The sequence below is a fragment of the Streptomyces sp. NPDC018263 genome (assembly GCF_055562575.1).
This window is the reverse complement of sequence record NZ_JBVHFA010000006.1, coordinates 421,352-447,902: the sequence shown is the minus strand read 5'-3', so window position 1 is coordinate 447,902 and position 26,551 is coordinate 421,352. Positions and strand designations below refer to the sequence as shown.

Below are 26,551 nucleotides of genomic sequence, written 5' to 3'. Positions count from 1 at the left end.
TCACAGCACGTCGGCGGGCAGTGGCCCCTCGGTCACCTCACCCATGTCCGCCAGCGCGGCTCGCGCCTCGGGCGCCCACAGCGGCGAGAACGCCGGGTTGACCAGCAGCGCGTCCTCCAACTGCCGCCGGGCGCTGCCGTACCGCTCCAGCGCGTACTCGATCATGCCCCGGTGGAAGGCGTGCGGCGCGCTGCGCACCCCGCCGCCCTTGGTGCGGTCGGTCGCGATGGTCGCGTACTTCAGCGCCTCCTCGTCCTCGCCCGCCCGGTGCAGCGCCCAGCCCAGCGCGTCGGCCACCTCGATGCCGGGCTGCCGCTTGTACTCCGCCCGCAGCCGGGTCACCGCCTCCTGCGGATCGCCGTGGTCCGCCTCCAGCCGGCCGAGCAGCAGCTCCTCGTCGACCCCGTCGGAGGCCGACTTCTCCGCCCGCTTCCGCACCAGCGCGTACTGCGCCTCGGCGTCCTGGGTGCGGTTCAGCGACTCGTACAACTCGGCCAGTTCCAGGGTGACTTCCGCGTCCGGCCGCTTCGCCAGAGCCTCGCGGTACGCGGTGAGCGCGTCGGCGGTGCGGCCCTGGGCGGCGAGGGTACGGGCCTTGCCAGCGCCCGCCGTGGCCTCGGCCGGGTCCAGGCGCAGTGCCTCGGTGAACTGGCGCAGGGCCTCTGGGAGTTCGCCGCGCTCCCAGGCCAACTGGCCCACCCCGGCACGGTAAGCAGCCTGCTCGGCGGGCGTACCGGCGGCCGCCGCCGCGTCCGTGAGCTGGGCCAGCGCGTCCTCCCGCCAGCCCCGGTCCCGGTACACGGCCGACGCCCGCGCCATCACGGCCGGGCGGTCCGCGGGTGCGGTGCGCAGCGCCATCAGCTTGTCCAGGGTGCTCCGGGCGGCGGTGTAGTCACCGAGCCCGTTGTACGCGTCGATCAGCGGGGGATACGCCGACCAGCGCTTCGGGGTCAGCTTCAGCGCCTGCTCCCCGTACCGCTTGGCCGCCGCGAAGTCCCGGCGGGCGTTGGCCAGCGCGGTCATCCCGGCCAGCGCCTCGGTGTTCCTCGCGGCGCGCGCCTTCAGCGAGGTGCCGAGTGCCCGCTCGGCGCGGGGGAGGTCGGCCGGGTCGGCGGTGCGGGCGGACCGGGCCACGTAGGCCGCGCCGAGCACCGCCCAGGCGCGGGCGTCGGCGGGGCGGGCCCGTACCCCGCTCTCCTGCCGGGTGATCAGCTCCGCCAGGTCGGGCAGCGCCGCGGGGACGCCGGTGGTGACCGCCGTCAGCGCCCGCGCCTGCGGTCCGGGCGCGGGTGCCGGGGGCCGGTGCCGGGCCCGCTGCGGCGCCTCCTGCGGCAGCAGCGTCAGCGCCACGCCCGCCGCGGCTCCGCCCGCCGCCACGGTGAGCAGCGTGCGGCGCAGCCAGCGCCGGGGGCGGCGGGGCGGGGGCTCGGCCACCAGGGACGTACCGGGCCGCGCGTCGCCGTACTGTCTCTTCGCCATGCCGTTCACTGTGCGTCAATATGACGAGCACATCCGGGTGGCCCAAGGGCGGCGCGTGCGGGGTTCACACCGATGGCCCCGAGTGACACGCTGTGATCATGAGCCGTATCGAAGCACCCCGCGACGGCGACACCGCGCCCGCCGAGACCCCCCTCATCGAAGCGCTGCTGGCGGGGCTGCCCGCCGGGGCCGTGCTCACCGATCCCGACGTCACCGCCTCCTACGCGCACGACATGGCGAGCTTCTGCCCGGCCGGGGCCCCCGCCGCCGTGGTCCTGCCACGCACCGTCGAACAGGTCCAGCACGTGCTGCGCACCGCCACCGCGCTGCGCGTGCCGGTCGTCCCGCAGGGCGCCCGCACCGGGCTGTCCGGCGCGGCCAACGCCACCGAGGGCTGCATCGTGCTGTCCCTCACCAAGATGGACCGCATCCTGGAGATCAGCCCCGTCGACCGGATCGCCGTCGTCGAACCGGGCGTCGTCAACGCCGTCCTCTCCCGCGCGGTGGAGGAGCACGGGCTGTACTACCCGCCGGACCCGTCGAGCTGGGAGACCTGCACCATCGGCGGCAACATCGGCACCGCGTCCGGCGGCCTGTGCTGCGTCAAGTACGGGGTGACCGCCGAGTACGTCCTGGGTCTTGAGGTCGTCCTCGCCGACGGCCGCCTGATGTCCACCGGCCGCCGCACCGCGAAGGGCGTCGCCGGGTACGACCTGACGCGGCTGTTCGTCGGCTCCGAGGGCTCGCTCGGCATCGTGGTCCGCGCCGTGCTCGGGCTGCGGCCCAAGCCGCCCCGGCAACTGGTGCTGGCCGCCGAGTTCGCCACCGCCGCCGACGCCTGCGACGCGGTGTGCTCGATCATGGCCGGCGGGCATGTGCCCTCGCTGCTGGAGATGATGGACCGCACCACCGTCAAGGCGGTCAACGACTTCGCCCGGATGGGCCTGCCGGAGACCACGGAGGCGCTGCTGCTGGCCGCCTTCGACACCCCCGAACCCGCCGCCGACCTCGCCGCCGTCGGCGCCCTGTGCGAGGCGGCCGGGGCCACCGGGGTGGTCGTCGCCGACGACGCCGCCGAGTCCGAACTCCTGCTCCAGGCACGGCGGATGTCGCTGGTCGCGCTGGAGGCGGTCAAGGGCACCACGATGATCGACGACGTGTGCGTGCCCCGCTCGAAGCTCGGCGCGATGCTGGAGGGCGTGGAGCGGATCGCCGCCAAGTACGACCTGACGATCGGCCTGTGCGCGCACGCCGGTGACGGCAACACCCACCCCACCGTCTGCTTCGACGCCCTGGACGAGGACGAGTCCCGGCGCGCCCGCGAGTCCTTCGACGAGATCATGGCCCTCGGCCTCGAACTCGGCGGCACCATCACCGGCGAGCACGGGGTGGGCGTGCTGAAGAAGGAGTGGCTGGCGCGCGAACTCGGGCCCGTGGGACTGGAGATGCAGCGGGCCGTGAAGGACGTCTTCGACCCGCTCGGCATCCTCAACCCCGGCAAGCTCTTCTGAGCTGAGCTTTTGTGCGCCGGGGCCCCTCACCGGGCCAGCAACTGGTCGAGCGCGTCGTCGATGCCGAGCTGGGCGGCCTCGGCGCCCGGCGGCACTGCCCGCAGCGTCCGCTCCAGCCAGGCGGACACCTGCGGGGTGGGCGCCTCCAGCAGGGCGTCGCCGTCCGGCGAGCTGAGCGCCATCAGCACCACGCTGCGGCCGTTCACCTTCGTCGGCCACACCCGCACGTCCCCGTGCCCGCACGGCCGGAACACGCCCTCCACCAGCAGCTCGCGGGCGAACGTCCAGTGCACGGGGAAGTCGGAGTTGATGTGGAAGGTGATGTGGACGGCGTAGGGGTCGTCCGACCGGTACGCGAGCCGGGCCGGTACCGGGATGCTCCGCTCGGGCGAGAGGATGAGCCGCAGCTCCAGTTCGCGCTCCACGACCGTGTGCTCCATGACCTGTCTCCTTCGATCTGACCGCGGGCCGCTCGGACGGGCCCGTGCCAGGAGAGAGGGGGCAGGGGCGCGGTCATTACGCGGGTTCCCGGAAATTTTTTTCCAACCGGCGTCGCGCGCCCTGAGCATCGCCCGGAAGGGGTCGGCTCCGGCCGGAGAGGGGTAAGGGGCGCCTCGGGTCTGATAGATGTGGAGGCTCCCTTCCACCCCCGAGCAGATACGGGACGACGGACATGAGCGCCCCTACGCCGGCCCACGGTGACGACAGGCCCCGTGAGGGCTACTACCCGGACCCGTCCATCCCCGGCTACGTCCGCTACTGGAACGGCACCGCCTGGGTGCCGGGCACCAGCCGCCCCGCCCCCGCGGACGGCGAACCGCTCACCGCGCCGTCAACCTCCGGCCCCGACACGCCCCCGGTGGAGGAGACGGGTCCGCACTTCTTCGAAGAGGGCGGCTCCGCCGACGCTCCGGGGGCCCAGGGCGAGGCGCCTTTGGACACGTTCCTGTTCCGACGGCCGACTCCGGGCCCGGCGGCGGGTCCGTCGGCGGGGGTCCAGCGGGACGACGGGACGATGACGTTCCGTCGGGTGCGGGCGGGGGACGCCGTGGAGGGCGCGGGGGCGCCGGGGCAGGGCGCTCAGGGTTCCACCGGGCCCGTGGCGGGCGCGGCTCAGGGACCCGTAGGGGGACCGGCGGGATTCGGTACCGCCGCCGACGCGGCCGCCCGACCGGCGGCGGGGGCCGCCGTCGCACCCCAGGTGCCGGGGCAGGGGACGCCCGCCCCGCAGGCGGACCCCCGCAGACAGTCCGGGTTCCCGCAGCCGTCCGCCCCCGCCCCGGCGAACCCCGTACTCCCGCCCCGGACCGGCGGCCCCCTCGCCCCCGGACCCGGCGGCGGACAGGCGTCCTGGGCGCAGCAGGTGCACCGGTTGGCCGGGGCGGGCGAGGAGCAGCAGCCCGTGGCGCCGTGGAAGCCGCCGGTGGAGGACCTGTTCCTCGCGGCGGCCCGGCGCCAGGCGGAGGCCCGCCCGGCCGGACTCGGCAAGCGCTTCGCCGCCCGCCTGATCGACAACCTCTTCATCGGCGCCGTCACGGCAGCCGCAGCCGTACCCCTGGGCGTACGGGCCGTGGACCACACCCAGAGCAAGATCGAGGCGGCCCGCCTCTCCGGCCGTACCGTCACCGTCTGGCTGCTCGACGGCACCACCGGCGTCTCGCTCGCCATCGTCCTCGGCGTCCTGCTGGTCTTCGGGGTGGTGTACGAGGTGCTGCCGACCGCCCGCTGGGGCCGCACCCTGGGCAAGCGGCTGTGCGGCATCCAGGTGCGGGACATCGAGGGGCACGAGCCCCCGTCCTTCGGGGCGGCGCTGCGCCGCTGGCTGGTCTACAGCGTGCCCGGCGTCCTCGTCATCGGCGTGATCGGTGTGCTGTGGGGGCTGTTCGACCGGCCGTGGCGCCAGTGCTGGCACGACAAGGCGGCACACACCTTCGTGGCCGAATAACGTCCCCCGGACGGTCGCCCGCCGGGTGCGGCGGCCCCGCGTTCGCGGTCGACTCGGTGCCATGAGCAGTGAACCGCCCCCCGGCTCCGGACCGCAGCCCCCCGACGACGACCCGCTGCGGAAGCGGCCCCCGTCGGACCCGGGGCCGGGCTCGCCGTACGACCGTCCGTACGGCGCCCAGCAGCCCCCGCCGCCCGGCGGCGAACCCCCGCCCCAGGGCGGCGGCCCCTACGGGACGGGCGGCCCTTACGGGGGCGGTCCTCAGGGCCCCGGCGGCCCCTACGGGGGAGGTGGCCCCTACGGGGGCGGCGGTCCCTACGGCGACAGCCCCTACGGGGGCGGCCCCGGTGGTCCCGGCCGCCCCGGCGACCCCCTCGCCGGCATGCCCCCGCTCGCGGACAGCGGCAAGCGCACCGTCGCCCGCATCATCGACATGATCATCGTCGGTATCGCCGTCTGGCTGCTGACCTGGGCCTTCGGTGTGCACCAGTACGACGTGAACGGCGACCGGATGGAGGTCGGCAAGTCGCTCGGCCAGTCGATCATCGCCGCCGTGCTGTACGTCGCCTACGACACCATCCTGATCGCCCGCACCGGGCAGACGCTCGGCATGCGCTGGTTCAAGATGCGGGTGGCCAACCTGCGCGACGGCGCCACCCCCTCCGCGCAGTCCTCGCTGATCCGGGCGCTGGTGCTGTGGCTGCCGTTCGCCTTCTGCTGCGCCTGCGTCTGGACCGCGATCTGCGGCGGCTGGAGCTACTTCGACCGCCCGTACAAGCAGGGCCTGCACGACAAGGCGGCGAAGACGGTGGTGGTCGCCACCACCTGACCGGGCCGGGGCGCGGCGCACCGGAGCGGCGGGCGGGAGAGGAGTCCCCGGCCCGCCGCTCCGGCGTGTGGTCGTGCGGGGCGGCCGCTCTCAGGACGCCGCGCGGCCGCGTACCGACTCCGCCGAGGCGCCGACCGGGCGGCGGCGCTCGGAGAGCCGGGCGGGCTCGGCGGGCGTCGGGCCGGTGGCAGCGGCCGACCGGGTGGGGCGCGGCCGGGGCAGCGGCACCGTCATGGCGACCAGCAGCCCGAGCGCGAGCGCGGCCAGCGCGATGACGGCGACACCGATGCCCGAACTGGTTCGGGACAGGGCCAGCATGGCGACGGTGGAGAGGATCACGGTGCAGGAACCGTAGGCGAGCTGTGCGACGGTCGGACGAGGCATGGCAATCGTGTCCTCGGAAGACGGGGGCAGGGGCGAGCTGGGGCGCCGATTCGACTCTATTCGCGTGCATGCCCGAGTCCTGTGCCAGGTAAGCCCCGCCTCACCCCGGCCGGCGGTGCACAGGGGGCGCACGGAGTCATGGTCCACCTCAACTGGGGTGATGCACGCGCCCGTTCCGCCATAGCACGTGTTCGTAAAGCGGACGCCAACTCCGCATAGTGCACTTGTCCTGTTCAAGTCAAGGTCTGTCTTTTCCAGAGAACCTCTAGTCAAATTGCGGCACTTGAATACACGCGTTGATCGTGCGCGCACGGAATCTTCCAAGGTCCGGAACCCTCCTGCCGTGCGCGCGGCGCGGGGGAGGATCTCAAGTGACCAGCAGACCCTGGACGTTCAGAGCCGCGGCGATAGGCGTGGCCCTCGCGGCGTCGTCCGCCGCCTTCGCCACGTTCGCCGTGGCCGAGGCCGACACGATGGCCCGCCCGGCGGCCGAGAACCGGCACGACCCGGCCCCAGCCGGACAGCGGGAGCACGACCTCGACGGCCCGCTGAGCAAGACCCAGGAGGCTCAGCGCCAGGAGGCCCTGAACCAGCTCATCGCCGGCAAGGCCACGGCGAAGGAGCGCAACGGCTCGAAGGTCGTCCAGCTCAAGAGCAAGCAGGGCGACAGCAAGTACGTCGAGCTGAGCCGGGAGAAGACCGACAAGATCTTCACCATCCTGGTGGAGTTCGGGGACCAGACTGACCCCAAGTTCGGCGGCACCCCCGGCCCGCTGCACAACAAGATCGCCGCACCGGACCGCAAGAAGGACAACTCCACGGCCTGGCAGGCGGATTACAACCAGAAGCACTACCAGGACCTCTACTTCGGCACCGGCGCCCAGACCGAGTCGCTGAAGAAGTACTACGAGAAGCAGTCCTCGGGCCGCTACTCGGTCGAGGGCGAGGTCTCGGACTGGGTCAAGGTCCCTTACAACGAGGCCCGTTACGGCAACAACGCCTGTGGCCAGACCAACTGCACCAGCGTGTGGAACGTGGTCAGCGACGGTCTGAACTCCTGGGTCGCCGGGCAGAAGGCGGCCGGCAAGTCCGACGCCGCCATCAAGGCCGACCTGGCCCAGTACGACCAGTGGGACCGCTACGACTACGACGGCGACGGCGACTTCAACGAGCCGGACGGTTACGTCGACCACTTCCAGATCGTGCACGCCGGTGAGGACGAGTCCGCGGGCGGCGGCGCCGAGGGCGAGAACGCCATCTGGGCGCACCGCTGGTACGCGTTCGGCACCGACGCGGGCGCGACCGGCCCGGCGGGCAACAAGCTCGGCGGCGCCCCGGTCGGCGACACCGGCGTCTGGGTCGGCGACTACACCATCCAGCCGGAGAACGGCGGACTCGGGGTCTTCGCCCACGAGTACGGCCACGACCTCGGTCTGCCGGACGAGTACGACACCGACGGCGGCGACAACTCCACCGGTTTCTGGACCCTGATGTCCTCCGGTTCCTGGCTCGGCACCGGCAAGGACTCCATCGGTGACCTGCCCGGCGACATGAACGCGTGGGACAAGCTCCAGCTCGGCTGGCTGACCTACGACACCGCCAAGGCGGGCGTCTCCTCCTGGCACAAGCTCGGTGTCGCGGAGTACAACACCAAGTACCGCCAGGCCCTGTTGGTCTCGCTGCCCGACAAGGCGGTCAAGACCGACATCGTCACCCCGGCCCAGGGCGCGACCCAGTGGTGGAGCGGCAGCGGTGACAACCTCAAGAACACGCTGACCCGTTCGGTCGACCTGACCGGCAAGTCCAAGGCCACGCTGGGCCTGGACGGCTGGTACGACATCGAGGCCGGTTACGACTACCTCTACACCGAGGTCTCCACGGACGGCGCCAACTGGACCGCCCTGGACGGCACGGTGGACGGCCAGCCGATCCGACGCGACGGCTCCGACAAGCCCGCGCTGACCGGCACGGTCGACGGCTACAAGAAGCTGTCGTACTCGCTGGACGCGTACGCGGGCAAGAAGATCCAGCTCCGCTTCCGCTACCAGACCGACAGCGGCGTGGCGTTGAAGGGCTTCGCGGCCGACGAGATCACGGTCACCGCGGACGGGGCCCCGCTGTTCCTGGACAACGCCGAGGCCGCGGACGCCGCTTGGGCCGCGACCGGGTTCTCCCGCGTCGGCGCGTCCTTCACCAAGGACTACAAGCAGTACTACCTCGCGGAGAACCGTCAGTACGTGTCGTACGACAAGACGCTGAAGGTCGGCCCGTACAACTTCGGTTTCACCGGCACCGACCGGCCCGACTGGGTGGAGCACTACCCGTACCAGGACGGCCTGTTGATCTGGAAGTGGGACACCTCCCAGGCGGACAACAACACCAACGCCGACGCGCACCCGGGCACCGGTCTGATCCTGCCGGTCGACGCCCACCCGAAGGCGCTGAAGTGGTCCGACGGGACGCTGCTGCGGAACCGGATGCAGGCGTACGACTCGCCGTTCTCGCTCGACCCGACGGACGGGATCACGCTGCACAACGCGGGCGCGGCGACGAAGATCAAGGCGCAGAATGGGGTGTCGGTCTTCAACGACCGCACCCACACGTACTGGGACCCGTCGAACCCCACCGGTGGTGTGAAGGTCACTGACACCAACACCAAGATCAAGATCAAGAAGCAGGCGGACGACGGCTCCACGATCGAGCTGGAAGTCGGGCCCGCGACGAAGTAAATAGCATCTTCGCAGGTCAGAGACGTATCGGCGGTGACCCCCTAGCGGGTCGCCGCCGATCGTGTTTAGGTGCGTCCTGTGGACCGCTTATTGACACCTGACTGGACGGGGATGTGACCGCATGGCCGCAGGAGGCTTCTGCAAGCTGCCGGGAGGCACGGTCGTGGTGGCGGTGAACCTGCCCCACGGCACCGCCGGCGTACGGGTCCTCGTCCACGCGGGGAATCGCGCGAAAGCCTTGACCCGCCTGCGAAACCTCGGCCGGTGGTCCGTCTTCCTCCGCGGCAACACCGCCCCGCCCACCCCCGACGAGGTGACAGCGGTCCTCCACCACCCCGACGGCCTCATATGGCGCACGGCCCCGGTGGAGGGCACGGGCCTGTGGCGCCCGATCCGAGCCCTGCGATCCTCTGCGGTTCAGCGATAGCGTGCCGGCATGGCATTGCGACCGGCGTTGGTGGAGGCGCTCGTACTGGTGGCGTCCTCCGCGGAGGAGCAGGCGGAGTGGGTACGGCGGCTTCGGGTGGGACCCGATGAGATCGCGCTCGTGTTCGACGACGCCTGGCGGGCTCCGCAGGGGGAGCTGACCGGTGAGGACCTGGCCGGCCTGCGGGCCATCGACGCGATCCTCGACGAGATGACCGCCGACCGCACGGTGGACCACTGGAGCGAGGCGGCTCTCGCCGAGGACGAGGGGTGGGCCCGTACCCGTGTGCTCGCGCGGGAGATCCTTGGGCGTCAGCGTTCGACCGCGGGTGCGTAGTGGCCGTTCGCGCAGTTCCCCGCGCCCCTTGGGCGAGACATCTGTGCCCGAGCCTTTCAGGCGGACGCCGGTTCACGCACGTGACTCCGCCCAGGCTCGCCACCCCAGGGGCGCGGGGAACTGCGCGACCAGCTACAGCCGGGCCCGCGGGCGCGTACTACGCGTTCACCACCGGCTTGCCGGTCAGTTGGACTCCGGCCTCGCGGAGGGACTCCAGGGCGCGGGCCGTGGTCTCCTGGGCGACGCCTGCTGTCAGGTCCAGGAGGACGTGTGTGCGGAAGCCCTCGGAGGCCGCGTCCAGGGCGGTGGCCCGTACGCAGTGGTCGGTGGCTATGCCGACCACGTCGACCTCCTCGACGTCTCGGGCGCGGAGCCAGTCCGCGAGGGACTGCCCGTTCTCGTCCGTGCCCTCGAAGCCGCTGTACGCGGCGGAGTACGCGCCCTTGTCGAAGACCGCGTCGACCGCGCCGGAGGCGACCGCCGGGGCGAAGTTGGGGTGGAAGCCCACGCCCTCCGTGCCCGCGACGCAGTGCGCGGGCCAGGAGTGGACGTAGTCCGGGTTGTCCGCGAAGTGACCGCCCGGCGCGATGTGATGGTCGCGGGTGGCCACCACGTGCCGGTACCCGGACCCGGCCGCCTGACCGATCAGCTCGGTGATCGCGGCGGCCACGTCCGCCCCGCCGGCCACCGCGAGACTGCCCCCTTCGCAGAAGTCGTTCTGCACGTCTACGACGATCAAGGCGCGGCGCATGGTGGTGTCCTTCGAGTGGGGTCCAAGGAATCGAGCCTAGAGACTTCCGGCCTCCCGCACTAGCTACCCGAGGGCAGGTGCAGGTACTCCGTCGGGATGACGGGCTCGCCGCGGGAGAGCTGGGTGGCGGAGAGCGGGAGGTTCCCGCGCGCCGCGATGTGCCGCTCGCGCGCCGCGTCCAGCGGCTCGCGGGCGACGACCTCGCCGCCCTTGACCAGCTCGACCAGCAACTGCCGGTCGGCCAGCTCGTCCGGCACCGGTCCGGTGCCCACGACCTCGGCCTCCGCGACCCCGTACTCGTCCAGCCGCCGGGCCGCCCACTTGCGCCCGCCGATGGAGGTCTTCCCGCCGCTGGACTTCTTCGCCACCGGCACCAGCTCGGCGGAGGGATCGGCGGACTCGGCGCGGGCGACCAGCTTGTACACCATGGAGCAGGTCGGATGCCCGGACCCGGTGACCAACTGCGTGCCCACCCCGTACGCGTCCACCGGCGCCGCGGCCAGCGAGGCGATGGCGTACTCGTCGAGGTCGGAGGTGACCACGATCCGGGTGTCCGTCGCGCCGAGGTCGTCGAGCTGCTGCCGCACCCGGTGCGCGACCAGCAGCAGGTCGCCGGAGTCGATGCGCACCGCGCCCAGCTCGGGCCCGGCCACCTCCACCGCCGTACGGACGGCCTCCGCGACGTCGTAGGTGTCCACCAGCAGCGTGGTGTCCGCGCCCAGGGCGTCGACCTGGGCGCGGAAGGCGTCCCGCTCGTGGTCGTGCAGCAGGGTGAAGGCGTGCGCGGAGGTGCCCACGGTCGGGATGCCGTAGCGGAAGCCCGCCGCGAGGTCGGAGGTGGTGGCGAAACCGCCCACGTAGGCGGCGCGGGCGGCGGCGACCGCGGCCAGCTCGTGGGTGCGGCGGGCGCCCATCTCGATCAACGGCCGGCCGCCCGCGGCGGAGGCCATCCGGGAGGCGGCGGCCGCGATGGCCGAGTCGTGGTTGAGGATGGAGAGGATCACCGTCTCCAGCAGCACGCACTCCGCGAAGCTGCCCTCGACCCGCAGCAGCGGCGAGCCGGGGAAGTACACCTCGCCCTCCGGGTAGCCCCAGATGTCGCCCTGGAAGCGGTAGTCCGCCAGCCACTTCAGGGTCGGCTCGTCGACGATCCCCCGCTCGCCCAGGAAGGCGAGCATCGCCGCGTCGAAACGGAAGTTCGTCACCGCGTCCAGCACCCGGCCGGTGCCCGCGACCACGCCGTAGCGGCGGCCGTGCGGCAGGCGCCGGGTGAAGACCTCGAACACGCTGCGCCGCTCGGCCGTCCCGGCCTTCAGGGCGGCTTGCAGCATGGTCAGCTCGTACTGGTCCGTGAAGAGCGCCGTCGACGGGACTTCCACCGGCAGCCCAAGGTCCGCTGTGTTCATGACGACGAAGCGTACTCCCATTTCGTCAGTGTGACGATTTCTGGGGTGCGTGGCAGCATGGCTGTGTGACGTCACCCGCGCCCGTAGAGATCGAACGCACCGAATCGGCGGAGGAGACCTTCGCCGTACCCGAGCCGGACGTCCCCTGGATCACGATCGTCCACAATGATCCGGTCAACCTCATGAGTTACGTGACCTACGTCTTCCAGACGTACTTCGGCTACTCGAAGGACAAGGCCACCGAACTCATGCTCGACGTCCACCACAAGGGCCGGGCGGTCGTCTCCAGCGGGAGCCGCGAGGAGATGGAGCGCGACGTGCAGGCGATGCACGGCTACGGACTGTGGGCCACCCTCCAGCAGGACCGGAAGTAAACCGACACAGATGCCCGGACACTTCGAACCGCTCCCCGGCGGCGGCGCGACCGTCGCGCTCGACGACGTCGAGATCTCCATCATCCGCTCGCTGGCCGTCCAGCTCCTGGAGCTGATCGGACCCGGCCCCGCCCAGGACGCCGGCGGCGACCCGCTCGCCGAGCTGTTCGCGGAGGGCCCCACCGAGCCGCCCGCCGACCCGGTGCTGCGCCGGCTCTTCCCGGACGCCTACACCGACCCGGAGCAGGAGCCGGCCGACCCGGCCGACGCCGAGGAGCGGCGCGCGCACTCCGCCGAGTTCCGCCGCTACACCGAGAACGACCTCCGGGCCGGGAAGCGGGAGAACGCGCTCGCGGTCATCCGCACCCTGGACCAGGTCGCGTCGTCGGCCGAGGGCGGCGAGGCGGTGCTCAAGCTGTCGCCGGAGCGGTCCCGGCAGTGGCTCTCCGCGCTGAACGATCTGCGCCTGGCCATCGGGTCCCGGCTGGAGATCTCCGACGAGGAGGACACGGACCCGCTGTACCGCCTTCCGGACCACGACCCGCGCAAGCCCATGGTGCTGGCCTATCTCTGGCTCGGCGGTCTTCAGGAGACCCTCGTCTCGACACTGATGCCGTAATACGTCGCTTTCGCGTTCGCTCAGAGGACGCTCAACTCCGGATAACGATCGCATTACCGTTGCGGCCGCTTTTGGCGCATTTGGGCGTACTTTGTCCGGTTCTTCCTGTGTGGTGCGCCACAGCACGCCCTCGGACCCCTCTTTGCTCAATATTGCGGCCGTGATAAATCTTCACGACCGCCCGGCGAACACCACCCATGTTCGGCCGGGTGCGCCACCGAGCCGGCGACCGCCGGCCAGGCACGAGCGGGTCGCTGACCTGCTCACTCCATCAGTTCCGGGGGGATCGAGACCCGATCCGAGGCCGAGTGAAGGCCACGGGTCGGCATGGAGAAAGGCGCACCACCATGGCCTCTGAGAAGGTCACCGAAGCCCCTGAAGAGGGTTACGAGCGAGGGCTCGGCAGCCGGCAGGTCCAGATGATCGCCATCGGTGGCGCCGTCGGAGTCGGCCTGTTCCTGGGAGCCGGGGCGAACATCGCCAAGGCCGGTCCCAGCCTCATCCTCATGTACGCCCTCGCGGGCGTGATCATCTTCTTCATCATGCGAGCCCTGGGCGAGCTGCTGCTCTACCGCCCGGTGTCGGGTTCGTTCGCCGAGTACTCGCGCGAGTTCCTCGGCGACTTCTTCGGTTACTTCACCGGCTGGACGTACTGGCTGATGTGGGTCGTGACCGGCATGGCCGAGCTGACGGCCGCCGCCATCTACGTCAACTACTGGTTCCCGGCCGTCCCGAGGTGGGTCACGGCGCTGGTCTTCCTGGTGGTCCTGTTCGGCGTCAACCTGATCTCCGTCAAGCTCTTCGGCGAGCTGGAGTTCTGGTTCTCGATGGTCAAGGTCACCGCCCTGATCGGCATGATCGTCATCGGCCTCGGCGTGCTGACCTTCGGCTTCAGCGCCGCCGGTGACACCGCCTCGGTGGCGAACCTGTACCAGTTCGACGGCTTCTTCCCCAAGGGCATCGGCTCCTCGCTGATGACCCTCCAGGGCGTCATGTTCGCCTACCTCGCGGTCGAGCTGGTCGGCGTCACCGCCGGCGAGTCCGAGGACCCGGAGAAGACGCTGCCCAAGGCGATCAACACCCTGCCCTGGCGTATCGCGCTGTTCTACGTCGGTGCCCTCACCGTCATCCTCTGCGTGGTCAAGTGGACCGAGTTCGCGCCGGGTGTCAGCCCGTTCGTGAAGGCGTTCGCGGTGATCGGCATCCCGGCCGGCGCGGGCATCGTGAACTTCGTCGTCCTCACCGCCGCCCTGTCCTCCTGCAACTCCGGCATGTACTCCACGGGCCGCATGCTGCGCACCCTGGCGGACAACGGCGAGGCCCCGCGGATCTTCGCCCGGCTGTCCTCCACCAAGACCCCGGCGCTCGGCATCACCGTCTCGGTGCTGTTCATGGGCATCGGCGTGGTGCTGAACTACATCGTCCCGGAGAAGGCGTTCGGCTACGTCACCTCCGTCGCCACCGCCGCGGGCATCTGGACCTGGCTGATGATCCTGATCAGCCACGTGCTCTACCGCCGCGCGGTCGTCGCGGGCAAGCTCCCCGCCTCGTCCTTCCCGGCGCCCGGCGGCTCGGTCTGCTCGTACGTCGCCATCGCCTTCCTGCTCTTCGTCACCGGCCTGATCGCGTACGATGCCGACTCCCGCGTCTGCCTGTACGTGATGGCCGTCTGGGCCGTCGCGCTCGGCATCGGCTGGAAGGTCATGAAGTCCCGCACGCCGCAGAGCGGCGAGCGTGACGAGCCGGCGCTGGAGAAGGTGGGCTAGACCCACCGCCAGACCCACCGAGGGACCATCCAGGACGTCTGGCCGCCGGGAGTACTCGTGGCACCCCCGGCGGCCGCCGCTCAAGGCGTCCGCCATGCGGGCCGTCCCGTACCGCACTGCGGTACGGGACGGCCCGTCCCCCTATCCTGGCCCGCATGCTGACCATCACCCAGGACCTGTACGACCGGATCGTCGCCCACGCCCGCGAGGACCACCCCGACGAGGCGTGCGGTGTGGTGGCCGGGCCGGAGGGCGCCGGGCGCCCCGAGCGGTTCATCCCGATGCTGAACGCCGCGCGTTCGCCCACGTTCTACGAGTTCGACTCCCAGGACCTGCTGAAGCTCTACCGGGAGATGGACGACCGGGACGAGGAGCCGGTGATCATCTACCACTCCCACACCGCCACCGAGGCGTACCCCTCGCGCACGGACATCGGCTACGCCAACGAGCCCGGCGCGCACTACGTCCTGGTCTCCACGGCGGACGCCGACGGCCTCGGCGACTTCCAGTTCCGTTCGTTCCGCATCCTGGACGGAGAGGTCACCGAGGAGGAGGTCAAGGTCGTCGAGGCGTACTGATCCCACTCCCCGGTCGGAAACCGTCCGCCATCCGGGACGGGATTCCGGTCGGTGGACCGGGAATCGATACGATGAGCCCATGGTTCTGACTGTGGTGCGCGCCTTCTGCTGACGTACCGAGCCGCAGCCCCGACGAACACCTTCGAACAGGAGCCCGCAACCATGGCCATCGAGGTCCGCATCCCGACCATCCTCCGCCAGTACACCGACGGCCGGAAGGCGGTCGAAGGCAGCGGGGAGACCCTCGCCGACCTGTTCGCCGACCTCGAGACCCGGCACGCGGGCATCCAGGGCCGCGTGGTGGACGGCGGGCAGTTGCGCCGCTTCGTCAACGTGTACCTGAACGACGAGGACGTCCGCTTCGTCGACGGGATCGACACCAAGCTGTCCGACGGCGACACCGTGACCATCCTGCCGGCCGTGGCCGGCGGCATGGTCTGACCGGCCGCCGCGCTCCGATGCGTTACGACTCCCCGCTGGCCGCGGTGGGCAACACCCCTCTGGTGCGCCTGCCGCGGCTCTCGCCGTCCCCCGACGTCCGGATCTGGGCCAAGCTGGAGGACCGCAATCCGACCGGCTCCATCAAGGACCGGCCCGCGCTGCACATGATCGAGCAGGCGGAGAAGGACGGCCGGCTCACCCCCGGCTGCACCATCCTGGAGCCCACCTCGGGCAACACCGGTATCTCGCTCGCCATGGCCGCCAAGCTCAAGGGCTACCGCATGGTGTGCGTGATGCCGGAGAACACCTCCCGCGAGCGCCGGGACCTGCTCGGCATGTGGGGCGCGGAGATCATCCCGTCCCCGGCGGCCGGCGGCTCCAACACTGCCGTCCGGGTCGCCAAGGAACTGGCCGCCGAGCACCCCGACTGGGTGATGCTCTACCAGTACGGGAACCCCGACAACGCGGGCGCCCACTACGCCGGGACCGGCCCCGAGATCCTGGCCGACCTGCCCTCCGTCACCCACTTCGTCGCCGGTCTCGGCACCACCGGCACCCTGATGGGCGTCGGCCGCTACCTGCGCGAGCAGAAGCCGGACGTGAAGATCGTCGCCGCCGAGCCGCGCTACGACGACCTGGTGTACGGCCTGCGCAACCTCGACGAGGGCTTCGTGCCCGAGCTGTACGACGCCTCGGTGCTCACCACCCGGTTCTCCGTCGGCTCGGCGGACGCGGTGGCCCGTACCCGTGAACTCCTCCAGCAGGAGGGCATCTTCGCGGGCGTGTCCACCGGCGCGGTGCTGCACGCGGCGCTCGGGGTGGGCCGCAAGGCGGTCAAGGCGGGCGAGAGCGCCGACATCGTCTTCGTCGTCGCCGACGGCGGCTGGAAGTACCTCTCCACCGGGGTCTACACCGCGGCGACCACCGAGGAGGCGGTCGAGGCGCTGCACGGCCAGCTCTGGGCCTGATCCTCCTCCGGCCGTTCCCCGCAAGGCTTCTTCCGGTCAAACCCGGGAAGCCCACAAGATCGCGTCAGCCCCCTCCTATGAGGGGGCCAACCGCTTTCTATGGCGGGGCAAAGAATTCCGTGCGGTACTGCCGGGCCTCGGCATCCCGGAGCTACGTTCCTCCCGCGATCTGTCATGTCACGTTCACTGGCATGCCGGACGGCTGAGAATGTCATGCTCATGACGCGTGTGCCCTGCCACCGCTACACGCGTCACGTGCCTGCCGATCCAGCGCGAGAAACCCCCACTCCCCATGGAGGCAGTTCCCCATGCGTGACTCACGCACCGGCGGGCGGAGACGGAGTCTGCCCAGACTCCTCGCCGTCGCCCTCCCCGCCCTCGCCCTCTCCGTGGCCGGATTCACCGCGGCCCCCACGGCCTCGGCCCGACCCACCACCCCGGACACGTCCCCCGCCACCTCGCGCATCACCCAGAACCACAAGGCGCTGACCGACCCCGGCCGGCAGACCTTCCACCCCACCGGCAAGGCCGGCCAGAAGGTCCCCACCACCCATCTGTGCGCCACCGCGCAACCCGGCCACGCCTCCTGCTTCGCCCAGCGCCGCACGGACATCAAGCAGCGGCTCGCCTCCGCGGTCGCCGCCGCCACCCCCTCCGGCCTCTCCCCGGCCAACCTGCACAGCGCCTACAACCTGCCCTCCACCGGCGGTTCCGGCATGACGGTCGCCGTGGTCGACGCCTACAACGACCCCAACGCCGAGGCCGACCTGGGCACGTACCGCTCCACCTACGGCCTGTCCTCCTGCACCAAGGCCAACGGCTGCTTCAAGCAGGTCAGCCAGACCGGCTCCACCACCTCGCTGCCCGCCAACGACACGGGCTGGGCGGGTGAGGAGGCGCTGGACATCGACATGGTCAGCGCGGTCTGCCCCAACTGCAAGATCATCCTGGTCGAGGCCAACTCCGCCAACGACACCGACCTCGGCATCGCCGAGAACGAGGCCGTCTCGCTGGGCGCCAAGTTCGTCTCCAACAGTTGGGGCGGCTCCGAGGCGTCCAACCAGACCACCGAGGACACCCAGTACTTCAAGCACCCGGGCGTCGCCATCACCGTCTCCGCCGGTGACTCCGCCTACGGCGCCGAGTACCCGGCGACCTCGCAGTACGTGACCGCCGTCGGCGGCACCGCGCTCACCACCGCGTCCAACTCCCGCGGCTGGAGCGAGTCCGTCTGGCACACCAGCGCCACCGAGGGCACCGGTTCCGGCTGCTCCGCCTACGACCCGAAGCCCACCTGGCAGACCGACACCGGCTGCGCCAAGCGCATGGAGTCCGACGTCTCCGCCGTCGCCGACCCGGCCACCGGCGTCGCCGTCTACGACACCTTCGGCGGCTCCGGCTGGGCGGTCTACGGCGGCACCAGCGCCTCCGCCCCGATCATCGCCGGCGTCTACGCCCTCGCGGGCACCCCGGGCGCCACGGACTACCCGGCGCAGTACCCCTACAGCCACACGGCGAACCTCAACGACGTGACCAGCGGCAGCAACGGCTCCTGCGCCACCTCGTACTTCTGCACCGCGCGCGCCGGTTACGACGGCCCGACCGGCTGGGGCACCCCCAACGGCACGGCCGCCTTCACCTCCGGCGGTGGCGGGGGCGGCGGCACCTGCACCCCGGCGCAGTTGCTCGGCAACCCCGGCTTCGAGTCCGGCGGCACCACCTGGACCGCCAGCAGCGGGGTCATCAACTCCGACACCGGCGAGGCCGCGCACTCCGGTTCGTACAAGGCGTGGCTCGACGGCTACGGCTCGGCCCACACCGACACGCTCTCCCAGTCGGTGACGATCCCGGCCGGCTGCCGGGCCAGCTTCACCTTCTACCTGCACATCGACACCGCCGAGACGGGCAGCACCGCGTACGACAAGCTGACCGTGACCGCCGGTTCGACCACCCTGGCGACGTACTCGAACGTCAACGCCGCCTCCGGGTACGCGCAGAAGACCTTCGACCTGTCGTCCTTCGCGGGCCAGACGGTCACCGTGAAGTTCAGCGGTGTGGAGGACTCCTCCCAGCAGACCAGCTTCGTCGTGGACGACACCGCCGTCACCACGAGCTGAACCGCACCAGCACCTCCGGTCCCGCGCGCGGAAGCCGTCCGCGCGCGGGACGCGCGCGTCTCCAGGGAGCCGATCGCGCCGGTGTCACGTCACATCACCCGCGGTGCCGAACGGCACCGGCCACGACGGAGAGGCGGACCCCATGCGCCGTACGACGTCCCGCGCCCTCGCGGCGACGGCCCTGCTCCTGCTGCTCGCGGGCTGCGGGGGCGAGTCCACGCCCTCGGCCTCGGCCGAGCCGTCCGCCGTCCCCTCGCGCTCGGGCGGCTGCGCGGACCAGGTGCGGCTGACCTCCGCCGCCGCCGGGAAGACCGTCTGTCTCAAGCGGGGCGGCGAGCTGCGGCTCACCCTCGACGGCACCGAGTCGCGCCCCTGGGAGCCGGTCCGGGCGAGCGGCGACGCGCTGACCCCGATCAACGCCGGGATCGTCCTCCCGCCCGGCGACGCCAACGCCGCCTACCGCACCTCCGCCACCGGCACGGTCCACCTGACCTCCACCCGTCCGCTGTGCGCCCGGCCCACCACACCGGGCGGGGTCTCCTGCAAGGGCATCCAGGAGTTCCGCGTCACCGTGCGGATCGGTTAGGGGGCGTCTTGCCGCTCACGCCGGGCTCGCGACGCCTGGCACCGCACCTCGCCGCGTTGTCGTCGGTCGCCGATGCTCCGCATCGACTCCCTCCTCCGCCTTGCGATGCACGGCACCAGACGCCGCTCCCTGATCCGGCCTGAGCGGCAAGACACCCCCTAGCGCGTCAGGCGGCGCACCTCGTCCCACAGGGCCGGGTCGACGGTGCCCACCCGGCGCCGGAAGTCGCTCACGCGCACCTCGCGCAGCTCGTCGGTGCGCAGGAAGCTGGGGCGGCCCCGGCTGTCGCCCACCGAGCCGGGCGGCAGCGGGATGACCCCGGCGCGCTGGTCGTGGTCCTTGCTGGTGATCTTCGCGACCGTGACCCGGTCGCCGCGTACGGACAGCACCAGACACGGCCGGTCCTTGGACTCCGGCCGGTCCTCGTAGGGCACGTCGGCCCACCAGATGTCGCCCGGTCGCGGACGGTCCGTCAGAGTCCGTGTCCGCTCCCGCGGTCGGGACCGCGGGGCGGGCCGGCCGGGTGGCCGCCGCCGCCCGCGCGGACGGTGACCGCGTCCCCAGCCGTCCACCAGCGTGGCGACCAGGGCCAGCAGGAGCACCGCCACCAGCGCGAGCCACCAGGTCGTGTCCATGCGGAGGACGTTACCGGCGCGCGCCGCCCGCCGCGCGCCCTTGGTCATCCCCATGCGCCCCCGGTCCAGCCGAACCGGTGACAGCACAGGTGAGTTCGCCCACAACGGCCCCTGGCGAAGGAGCGACCCGTGCTTTGGCGCCTTACGCTCGACAAACCGCACAACCATGCCCTGCTGCTTCCCGACCCGCTTCTGCCCACGGAGGTTTCCGCTCCATGAAGCTCACCGTCGTCGGCTGCTCGGGGTCGTTCCCGTCCGCGGAATCGGCCTGTTCGAGCTACCTCGTCGAGGCCGACGGCTTCCGGCTGCTTCTCGACATGGGCAACGGCGCCCTGGGCGAGTTGCAGCGCCACATCGGTCTGTACGACCTCGACGCGATCTTCCTCAGCCATCTGCACGCCGATCACTGCATCGACATGTGCGCGTACTTCGTGGCGCGCTACTACCGGCACGACGGCGGCCGCTGCGAGCCGATCCCGGTCTACGGTCCCGAGGGCACCGAGCACCGGCTGACCACGGCGTACGCCGACACGCCGTCCGCGTCCTCGATGAGCGAGGTCTTCGACTTCCACACGGTCAAGCCGTCCACCTTCGAGATCGGCCCCTTCACCGTGCACACCGAGCGGGTGCGGCACCCGGTCGAGGCGTACGCGATCCGGATCGAGCACGACGGCAAGTCCCTGACGTACTCCGGGGACACCGGGGTCAGCGAGGCGCTGGACGAGCTGGCGCGGGACGCCGACCTGTTCCTGTGCGAGGCGGCGTTCACGCACGGCAAGGAGAACATCCCCGACCTGCACCTCAACGGCCGCGAGGCCGGGGAGACCGCCACGCGCGCGGGCGCCCGCATGCTGGTCCTCACCCACATCCCGCCGTGGACCGACCCCGAGGTCAACCTGGCCCACGCCCGCGAGACCTTCCCCGGTCCGGTGGAGCTGGCGGTGCCCCGGATGACCTACGAGCTGTAGGCCCTGAACGCGACGAAGGCCCCGGAACCTCAACAGGTTCCGGGGCCTTACGCGTGCTTCGGCCGGGTTACTTGGCCTCGGCTTTCTGCAGCTCGGCCAGCTCCTCGTCGGACTCGCGGCCCGGCGTGGGGAGGTTCCACTTGGTGATGGCGAAGCGGAAGACCACGTAGTAGACGACCGCGAAGCACAGGCCGACCAGGATGAGGCCCAGCGGGTTGGACGCGATGCCCCAGTTCAGGCCGAAGTCCACCGCGCCGGCGGAGAAGCCGAAGCCGTCCCGCATGCCCAGCGACCAGGTCAGCGCCATGGAGACACCGGTGAGCACCGCGTGGATCGCGTACAGCACCGGAGCGATGAACATGAAGGTGAACTCGATCGGCTCGGTGACACCGGTGACGAAGGAGGTCAGCGCGAGGGAGAACATCATGCCGCCGACGACCTTGCGGCGCTCGGGGCGGGCGCAGTGCACGATGGCGAGGCAGGCGGCGGGCAGCGCGAACATCATGATCGGGAAGAAGCCGGTCATGAACTGGCCCGCGTGCGGGTCACCGGCGAGGAAGCGCGCGATGTCGCCGCTCTTACCCTGGTAGTCACCGGCCTGGAACCACGGGAACGAGTTGAGCAGGTGGTGCATGCCGATCGGGATCAGCGCGCGGTTGGCGACACCGAAGATGCCGGCGCCGACCGCGCCCGAGCCGACCAGCCACTCACCGAAGTTGTGCAGGCCCGTGCCGAGCACCGGCCAGATGTAGCCGAAGACGATGCCGATGAGCAGACCGGCGAGCGCGGAGAGGATCGGGACCAGACGGCGACCGCCGAAGAAGCCGGCCCAGTCGGGCAGCTTGGTGCGGTAGAAGCGCTGGTAGAGCAGGGCGACGACGATGCCCATCACCACGCCGCCGAGTACCTTGGCGTCCACCGGGGCGTCCACCATGACGACCTTGCCGTCGACGGCGGTGGCCACCTTCGGCAGGTTCTTGTCGGTGAACGTGGCCAGCACGTTCTTGAAGACCAGGTAACCGACGACCGCGGCGAGCGCGGTGGAGCCGTCCGACTTCTTGGCGAAGCCGATGGCGATTCCCACCGCGAACAGCAGCGGCATGTTGTCCAGGATCGCGTTGCCGCCCGCGGCCATGAAGGAGGCGATCTTGGTCAGGAACGCCGGGAAGGTGGGGTCGCCCAGCATGTCGGTGTTGCCGAGCCGCACCAGGAGGGCGGCGGCCGGGAGCACCGCGACCGGCAGCATCAGGCTGCGGCCGATCCGCTGGAGAACGCCCATCACCTTGGCGCCCGTCTTCTTCTCGGCCGGGGGCGCGGCGCTGGCCGTGGTCACAACTTCCTCCAGATGGGCAGGGCGCCGCCCTGGGACCATGGAAGGGGACGGCGGCGTCTGTGGTCTACACCACTTGTGGTGTAGACCTGTTGTAGCACGATGGCACGGATATAAGGAACCCGTGAAATAGCGATCGCCGGGCTACACGGAGTGCGGGACCTGTCGGGGTCCGGGGGCGGTTTGGTGGGGTTCCCCTTGGTGGTGTAGACCAGTCTTCGGACGGTTCTCGTTCGGACCGGTTCGGACCAGGGAGATAGAACATGGCCACCAAGGCTGAGAAGATCGTCGCCGGGCTGGGCGGCATCGACAACATCGACGAGGTCGAGGGCTGCATCACCCGCCTGCGCACCGAGGTCCACGACGCGTCGCTCGTCGACGAGGCCGCCCTGAAGGCCGCGGGCGCCCACGGTGTCGTGAAGATGGGCACCGCCATCCAGGTCGTCATCGGTACGGACGCCGACCCGATCGCCGCGGAGATCGAAGACATGATGTGAGCCTCGCGCTCACCCGGGGCTCACCGGAGCCTCACCGGCACGAGGGGCTTCTTCCCACGGGGGAGGAGCCCCTCGCGTCACTCCCGATAGGCTCATCCGCATGTCTCGCATCGACGGCCGCACCCCCGAACAGCTCCGCCCCGTCACCATCGAACGCGGCTGGAGCAAGCACGCCGAGGGCTCCGTCCTCGTCTCCTTCGGCGACACCAAGGTGTTCTGCACCGCCAGCGTCACCGAAGGCGTCCCCCGCTGGCGCAAGGGCAGCGGTGAGGGCTGGGTCACCGCCGAGTACTCCATGCTGCCCCGCTCCACCAACACCCGAGGCGACCGTGAGTCGGTCCGGGGCAAGATCGGCGGGCGTACGCACGAGATCTCCCGCCTCATCGGCCGCTCGCTGCGCGCCGTCATCGACTACAAGGCGCTCGGCGAGAACACCATCGTCCTGGACTGCGACGTCCTCCAGGCCGACGGCGGCACCCGTACCGCCGCCATCACCGGCGCCTACGTCGCCCTCGCCGACGCGATCGCCTGGGCCCAGCGCAAGAAGCTGATCAAGGCGGGCCGCCAGCCGCTCACCGGCACGGTCGGCGCCGTCTCGGTCGGCATCGTGGACGGCGTCCCGCTGCTCGACCTCTGCTACGAGGAAGACGTGCGCGCCGAGACCGACATGAACGTGGTCTGCACCGGCGACGGCCGGTTCGTCGAGATCCAGGGCACCGCCGAGGCCGAGCCCTTCGCCCGCGAGGAACTGAACGCCCTGCTCGACCTGGGTGTGGCCGGCTGCGCCGAACTCACCGAGTTCCAGCGGGCCGCCCTCGCGCTGACCCTGCCCGCGTAGCGCCGGCCGGGTAAAGGGCACTTCAAAAACCCCCGCCCGCACAGGCAACCCCGCCCCGGCGGACGGCGTCTTGGACGGTACGGGCGCGCGGCTCGATCCCGCGCGCCCGGCCAGCCGTACCTGGGGAGGGACACCGCATGGCCGCCGGCCGCCGAAGCCGTACCACCGCCATCGCCGCACTCGCGGCCGCCGCGCTCACCATGGGCCTGACCACCGGCTGCGACGCCGTGAACAAGGCCCTGGACTGTGTGCAGACCGCCGACTCCATCGCGGACAGCGTCACCGACCTCCAGCAGGCCGTGGAGAACGCCGCGAACGACCCCGCGCAGGCCGACGCCTCGCTGGACTCCATAGAGAAGAACCTGGACCGGATCGGCGACCACACGGACGACGCCGACGTCAACAAGGCGGTGGACGACCTGAATTCGGCCGTCTCCAACGTCCGCACCGCCATCAGGAACGGCGACAGCACCCCGGACGTCCGCCCGGTCACGGACGCGGCCGGCGAACTCACCAAGGTCTGCACGCCCTAGCGGTCGCGGTCCTCCCGGCGGCCCCGGCGGAGTTCCTGCCGGGCCTCGCGGCGGTCCAGGCGCTCCTGGCGGCGCAGTTCCCTCAGCCGTTGCCGCTCGGCGCGGGTGAGCTTGCGCTCCACGCCCACCCCGCCCCAGAACGCGAACCCGCTGATGATCACGCGCGGCGCCCCCGGATCGCCGGGCTCGTCCCGGTCCAGGTGCTCGAAGCCGCCCATGATGCCGATTCCGCGCACCACGACCTCGACGCCCGGCGGCACGATCACCTCCAGGCCGCCCATCACGGCCACGCAGTTGATCTCGACCTCGCGGTCCGCGAAGAACGCCTCGCGCAGGTCGATCTCGCCGCCGCCCATGAAGGCGAAGCAGGTGAACTTCTTCGGCATCGTCCAGCGCCCCTTGCGCTGGAACCCGGACAGCACCGCCACCGCCCGGGTCGAGGTGCCCTCGCCGCCGACGATCCGGGACGCCCAACTCCCGTCGTCCACCGGCTGCTTGATGAAGGAAACCGGTGCGGCGGCGGCCCCGGCGGCCGGCAGGTCGCTGGTCAGCGGGGCCAGCTCGCCGTAGGTGCGGGCCTTGTACGCCGACTCCAGCCGTTCCTCGAACTCCGCCATGTCCAGGCGGCCTTCGGCCAGGCCGTCGCGGAGGATCTCGGCGACCCGCTCCCGGTCGGCGTCGGAGGCCCGCAGGTCCGGGACGGGACCGGGGGAGCGGCGGTCCGGGGCGGCGTCGTCGGTCATGACAGCAGACTACGAGACGGCCTTCTCCGCGTACATCTTGGCGATGACCGCCTCGATGTCGGGTTCGCGGACGGAGAGGTCCACCAGCGGGTACGCCGCCGCGATGTGGGCCACCAGGGGTGCCGCCGACTGCCCGGCCGGGAACGCGAGCCACTGCCGGGGCCCCTCCACCCGCACCACCCGCGCCGAGGGCACCTCCACCGGCGGCAGCTCCCGCTCCAGGTCCACCACCAGCGTCCGCTCACCGTCCCCGGCCGCGTGCAGCCCGGTCAGCGAACCGTCGTACACCAGGCGGCCGTGGTCGATCACCATCACCCGCGAGCACAACTGCTCGATGTCCGTCAGGTCGTGGGTGGTGAGCAGGACCGTGGTGCCGCGCTCGGCGTTCAGCTCCTTCAGGAAGCCGCGCACCTTCGCCTTGGAGACGACGTCCAGGCCGATCGTCGGCTCGTCCAGGTACAGCACCTCCGGGTCGTGCAGCAGGGCCGCCGCGATGTCGCCGCGCATCCGCTGGCCGAGCGAGAGCTGCCGTACGGGCACGTCCAACAGGTCGCCCAGTTCCAGCAGTTCGACGCAGCGGGCCAGGTTCTCCCGGAACCGGGCGTCCGGAATCCGGTACATGCGGTGCGCCAGGCGGTAGGAGTCGATCAGCGGCAGGTCCCACCACAGGGTCGTCCGCTGGCCGAACACCACCCCGATCCGCGCCGCCAGCCGGGTCCGCTCCCGCGAGGGGTCGATCCCGGCCACCCGCAGCCGGCCCGAGGTCGGGGTGAGGATGCCGGTCAGCATCTTGATCGTGGTCGACTTGCCCGCCCCGTTCGGCCCGATGTAGCCGACCATCTCGCCCCGCGCCACGGTGAACGAGATCGAGTCCACCGCCCGCACCTCGCGCCGCTCCCGCTTGAGGAACCCCGTCTTCCGGCGCACCTCGAAGACCTTGCCGACCTTCTCCAGCGCGATGAACCCCTCGCCGTCCGCCATCAGTTCAGCTCCCCGTGCTCCGGTACGAACGCAGTCCCGCCCGCCAGGCCAGCCCGGCGAGCGCACAGCAGGCCAGCGCCACCAGCGGGGAGACGAACGCCGCCCACCCCGGCAGCCCCAGCGGATACGGGCGCCCCAGCACATAGGCCGCGGGCACCCAGTTGACGAAGGCCAGCGGCAGTACGAAGGTCACCCCGCGCACCAGCTCCACGGTGAACACCGCCGGCGGGTACTGGAGCAGGGTCGTACCGCCGTAGGTGAAGGCGTTCTGCACCTCCGAGGCGTCCTGCGCCAGGAACTGGAAGGCCGCGCCCGCCACGAACACCGCGCAGAAGATCCCGCAGCCGCCCACCACCATCACCGGCATCAGCAGCAGCTTCAGCGGCGTCCAGGCCACGTCCAGCCGGCTCAGCGACCAGCCCAGCACCAGCGCCCCCTGCGTCAGCCGCCCCAGCCGTCGCAGCGCGAACCGGTCCGCCGCGACCTGCGCCAGCACCGGCGCCGGACGCACCAGCAGGGTGTCCAGCGTGCCGTCCCGCACCCGGCGCCCCAGCCGGTCCATCGACCCGATCAGCAGGTCGGCCGCCCCGAACGCCACCGCCGACAGCCCGTACAGGAACGCCACCTCCGGCAGCGACCAGCCCGCCAGCGAGTCCACGCGGGAGAACATCAGCATGATCGCGACGAAGTCGAGGAAGGTCGCCGCGAAGTTGCCGAGCGTGGTCATCACGAACGACGCCCGGTACGCCATCGTGGAGCGCACCCACATCCCGGCGATCA

General features: G+C 71.2%; 28 protein-coding genes. 18 read left to right on the top strand and 10 right to left on the bottom strand.

Going from position 1 to position 26,551, the window contains the following annotated elements; translation table 11 throughout:
• Positions 1-1,479, bottom strand: a complete 1,479-nt coding sequence (locus tag ACZ3HQ_RS20080) for a tetratricopeptide repeat protein (protein WP_467512674.1) — start codon at positions 1,477-1,479, stop codon at positions 1-3.
• 92 nt (positions 1,480-1,571) lie between these two features.
• On the opposite strand from ACZ3HQ_RS20080, the gene ACZ3HQ_RS20075 reads away from it, so the two are divergent.
• Complete coding sequence (locus tag ACZ3HQ_RS20075; protein WP_467512672.1) at positions 1,572-2,990, top strand: FAD-binding oxidoreductase; 1,419 nt, start codon at positions 1,572-1,574, stop codon at positions 2,988-2,990.
• A 26-nt stretch (positions 2,991-3,016) separates the two neighbouring features.
• On the opposite strand, the gene ACZ3HQ_RS20070 is transcribed toward ACZ3HQ_RS20075, so the two are convergent.
• Positions 3,017-3,430, bottom strand: coding sequence for an SsgA family sporulation/cell division regulator (locus ACZ3HQ_RS20070; RefSeq protein WP_030810907.1), 414 nt, complete (start codon positions 3,428-3,430; stop codon positions 3,017-3,019).
• 233 nt (positions 3,431-3,663) lie between these two features.
• Here ACZ3HQ_RS20070 and ACZ3HQ_RS20065 point away from each other — a divergent pair, with 233 nt between their 5' ends.
• Both ACZ3HQ_RS20065 and ACZ3HQ_RS20060 read left to right on the top strand, forming a co-directional pair.
• Positions 3,664-4,935 (top strand): RDD family protein, encoded by a 1,272-nt coding sequence (locus ACZ3HQ_RS20065; RefSeq protein ID WP_467512670.1) that lies wholly within the window; start codon positions 3,664-3,666, stop codon positions 4,933-4,935.
• Positions 4,936-4,996: 61 nt separating this feature from the next.
• Positions 4,997-5,764 (top strand): RDD family protein, encoded by a 768-nt coding sequence (locus tag ACZ3HQ_RS20060; RefSeq protein ID WP_467512668.1) that lies wholly within the window; start codon positions 4,997-4,999, stop codon positions 5,762-5,764.
• Positions 5,765-5,854: 90 nt separating this feature from the next.
• Here the strand turns inward: ACZ3HQ_RS20060 and ACZ3HQ_RS20055 are convergent, their stop codons facing one another.
• Positions 5,855-6,148 carry a hypothetical protein gene (locus tag ACZ3HQ_RS20055; protein ID WP_467512666.1) on the bottom strand — a complete coding sequence of 98 codons (294 nt, stop codon included), beginning with the start codon at positions 6,146-6,148 and terminating at the stop codon, positions 5,855-5,857.
• A gap of 371 nt (positions 6,149-6,519) precedes the next feature.
• On the opposite strand from ACZ3HQ_RS20055, the gene ACZ3HQ_RS20050 reads away from it, so the two are divergent.
• The 3 genes from ACZ3HQ_RS20050 (at position 6,520) to ACZ3HQ_RS20040 (ending at position 9,640) form a co-directional block, all read left to right on the top strand.
• Complete coding sequence (locus tag ACZ3HQ_RS20050; protein ID WP_467512665.1) at positions 6,520-8,877, top strand: immune inhibitor A domain-containing protein; 2,358 nt, start codon at positions 6,520-6,522, stop codon at positions 8,875-8,877.
• 121 nt (positions 8,878-8,998) lie between these two features.
• The gene (locus ACZ3HQ_RS20045) at positions 8,999-9,304 is read left to right on the top strand and encodes a hypothetical protein (RefSeq protein WP_467512663.1); all 306 of its coding nucleotides are present in this window, start codon (positions 8,999-9,001) and stop codon (positions 9,302-9,304) included.
• A 9-nt stretch (positions 9,305-9,313) separates the two neighbouring features.
• Positions 9,314-9,640, top strand: a complete 327-nt coding sequence (locus ACZ3HQ_RS20040) for a hypothetical protein (RefSeq protein WP_467512661.1) — start codon at positions 9,314-9,316, stop codon at positions 9,638-9,640.
• Positions 9,641-9,797: 157 nt separating this feature from the next.
• Here ACZ3HQ_RS20040 and ACZ3HQ_RS20035 read toward each other — a convergent pair whose 3' ends face one another.
• The gene (locus ACZ3HQ_RS20035) at positions 9,798-10,391 is read right to left on the bottom strand and encodes an isochorismatase family protein (RefSeq protein WP_467512659.1); all 594 of its coding nucleotides are present in this window, start codon (positions 10,389-10,391) and stop codon (positions 9,798-9,800) included.
• 59 nt (positions 10,392-10,450) lie between these two features.
• Positions 10,451-11,797, bottom strand: coding sequence for a nicotinate phosphoribosyltransferase (locus ACZ3HQ_RS20030; protein ID WP_467512658.1), 1,347 nt, complete (start codon positions 11,795-11,797; stop codon positions 10,451-10,453).
• A gap of 65 nt (positions 11,798-11,862) precedes the next feature.
• On the opposite strand from ACZ3HQ_RS20030, the gene clpS reads away from it, so the two are divergent.
• From clpS to ACZ3HQ_RS19990, 8 genes are all read left to right on the top strand, one after another.
• Positions 11,863-12,171, top strand: a complete 309-nt coding sequence (gene clpS, locus ACZ3HQ_RS20025) for an ATP-dependent Clp protease adapter ClpS (RefSeq protein WP_030810877.1) — start codon at positions 11,863-11,865, stop codon at positions 12,169-12,171.
• 10 nt (positions 12,172-12,181) lie between these two features.
• Positions 12,182-12,790 carry a DUF2017 domain-containing protein gene (locus ACZ3HQ_RS20020; protein WP_467512656.1) on the top strand — a complete coding sequence of 203 codons (609 nt, stop codon included), beginning with the start codon at positions 12,182-12,184 and terminating at the stop codon, positions 12,788-12,790.
• 347 nt (positions 12,791-13,137) lie between these two features.
• On the top strand, positions 13,138-14,556 hold the full coding sequence (locus ACZ3HQ_RS20015; protein WP_467512655.1) for an amino acid permease: 1,419 nt from the start codon (positions 13,138-13,140) through the stop codon (positions 14,554-14,556).
• 155 nt (positions 14,557-14,711) lie between these two features.
• Positions 14,712-15,134: a M67 family metallopeptidase gene (locus tag ACZ3HQ_RS20010; RefSeq protein WP_467512654.1), complete on the top strand. Its 423-nt coding sequence runs from the start codon at positions 14,712-14,714 to the stop codon at positions 15,132-15,134.
• A 162-nt stretch (positions 15,135-15,296) separates the two neighbouring features.
• Positions 15,297-15,575 carry a MoaD/ThiS family protein gene (locus tag ACZ3HQ_RS20005; RefSeq protein WP_467512652.1) on the top strand — a complete coding sequence of 93 codons (279 nt, stop codon included), beginning with the start codon at positions 15,297-15,299 and terminating at the stop codon, positions 15,573-15,575.
• Between the two features lie 17 nt (positions 15,576-15,592).
• Positions 15,593-16,543 carry a PLP-dependent cysteine synthase family protein gene (locus tag ACZ3HQ_RS20000; RefSeq protein WP_467512650.1) on the top strand — a complete coding sequence of 317 codons (951 nt, stop codon included), beginning with the start codon at positions 15,593-15,595 and terminating at the stop codon, positions 16,541-16,543.
• Between the two features lie 308 nt (positions 16,544-16,851).
• Positions 16,852-18,660, top strand: coding sequence for a S53 family peptidase (locus ACZ3HQ_RS19995; RefSeq protein WP_467512647.1), 1,809 nt, complete (start codon positions 16,852-16,854; stop codon positions 18,658-18,660).
• A 142-nt stretch (positions 18,661-18,802) separates the two neighbouring features.
• The gene (locus ACZ3HQ_RS19990) at positions 18,803-19,246 is read left to right on the top strand and encodes a hypothetical protein (protein WP_467512645.1); all 444 of its coding nucleotides are present in this window, start codon (positions 18,803-18,805) and stop codon (positions 19,244-19,246) included.
• Positions 19,247-19,404: 158 nt separating this feature from the next.
• Here the strand turns inward: ACZ3HQ_RS19990 and ACZ3HQ_RS19985 are convergent, their stop codons facing one another.
• Positions 19,405-19,881: a type II toxin-antitoxin system PemK/MazF family toxin gene (locus ACZ3HQ_RS19985; protein WP_467512643.1), complete on the bottom strand. Its 477-nt coding sequence runs from the start codon at positions 19,879-19,881 to the stop codon at positions 19,405-19,407.
• A gap of 215 nt (positions 19,882-20,096) precedes the next feature.
• On the opposite strand from ACZ3HQ_RS19985, the gene ACZ3HQ_RS19980 reads away from it, so the two are divergent.
• Positions 20,097-20,849: an MBL fold metallo-hydrolase gene (locus tag ACZ3HQ_RS19980; protein WP_467512641.1), complete on the top strand. Its 753-nt coding sequence runs from the start codon at positions 20,097-20,099 to the stop codon at positions 20,847-20,849.
• A 67-nt stretch (positions 20,850-20,916) separates the two neighbouring features.
• On the opposite strand, the gene ACZ3HQ_RS19975 is transcribed toward ACZ3HQ_RS19980, so the two are convergent.
• Positions 20,917-22,182 carry a PTS transporter subunit EIIC gene (locus tag ACZ3HQ_RS19975; protein ID WP_467512639.1) on the bottom strand — a complete coding sequence of 422 codons (1,266 nt, stop codon included), beginning with the start codon at positions 22,180-22,182 and terminating at the stop codon, positions 20,917-20,919.
• 260 nt (positions 22,183-22,442) lie between these two features.
• On the opposite strand from ACZ3HQ_RS19975, the gene ACZ3HQ_RS19970 reads away from it, so the two are divergent.
• From ACZ3HQ_RS19970 to ACZ3HQ_RS19960, 3 genes are all read left to right on the top strand, one after another.
• Positions 22,443-22,676 carry a PTS sugar transporter subunit IIB gene (locus ACZ3HQ_RS19970; RefSeq protein ID WP_030810845.1) on the top strand — a complete coding sequence of 78 codons (234 nt, stop codon included), beginning with the start codon at positions 22,443-22,445 and terminating at the stop codon, positions 22,674-22,676.
• Positions 22,677-22,776: 100 nt separating this feature from the next.
• Positions 22,777-23,514: a ribonuclease PH gene (rph, locus tag ACZ3HQ_RS19965; protein WP_467512637.1), complete on the top strand. Its 738-nt coding sequence runs from the start codon at positions 22,777-22,779 to the stop codon at positions 23,512-23,514.
• Between the two features lie 137 nt (positions 23,515-23,651).
• Entirely contained in the window at positions 23,652-24,047 is a 396-nt protein-coding gene (locus ACZ3HQ_RS19960) for a prefoldin domain-containing protein (protein ID WP_467512635.1), read from the top strand.
• Here ACZ3HQ_RS19960 and ACZ3HQ_RS19955 read toward each other — a convergent pair.
• From ACZ3HQ_RS19955 to ACZ3HQ_RS19945, 3 genes are read right to left on the bottom strand one after another with little or no spacing between them, the layout of a single operon-like run.
• Complete coding sequence (locus ACZ3HQ_RS19955; RefSeq protein ID WP_467512633.1) at positions 24,044-24,790, bottom strand: DUF1707 SHOCT-like domain-containing protein; 747 nt, start codon at positions 24,788-24,790, stop codon at positions 24,044-24,046. The two genes, ACZ3HQ_RS19960 and ACZ3HQ_RS19955, sit on opposite strands and share 4 nt — an antisense overlap.
• Before the next feature lie 9 nt (positions 24,791-24,799).
• Positions 24,800-25,771 (bottom strand): ABC transporter ATP-binding protein, encoded by a 972-nt coding sequence (locus ACZ3HQ_RS19950; protein ID WP_467512631.1) that lies wholly within the window; start codon positions 25,769-25,771, stop codon positions 24,800-24,802.
• 4 nt (positions 25,772-25,775) lie between these two features.
• Entirely contained in the window at positions 25,776-26,540 is a 765-nt protein-coding gene (locus ACZ3HQ_RS19945) for an ABC transporter permease (RefSeq protein ID WP_467512827.1), read from the bottom strand.
• Positions 26,541-26,551 lie beyond the last annotated feature (11 nt).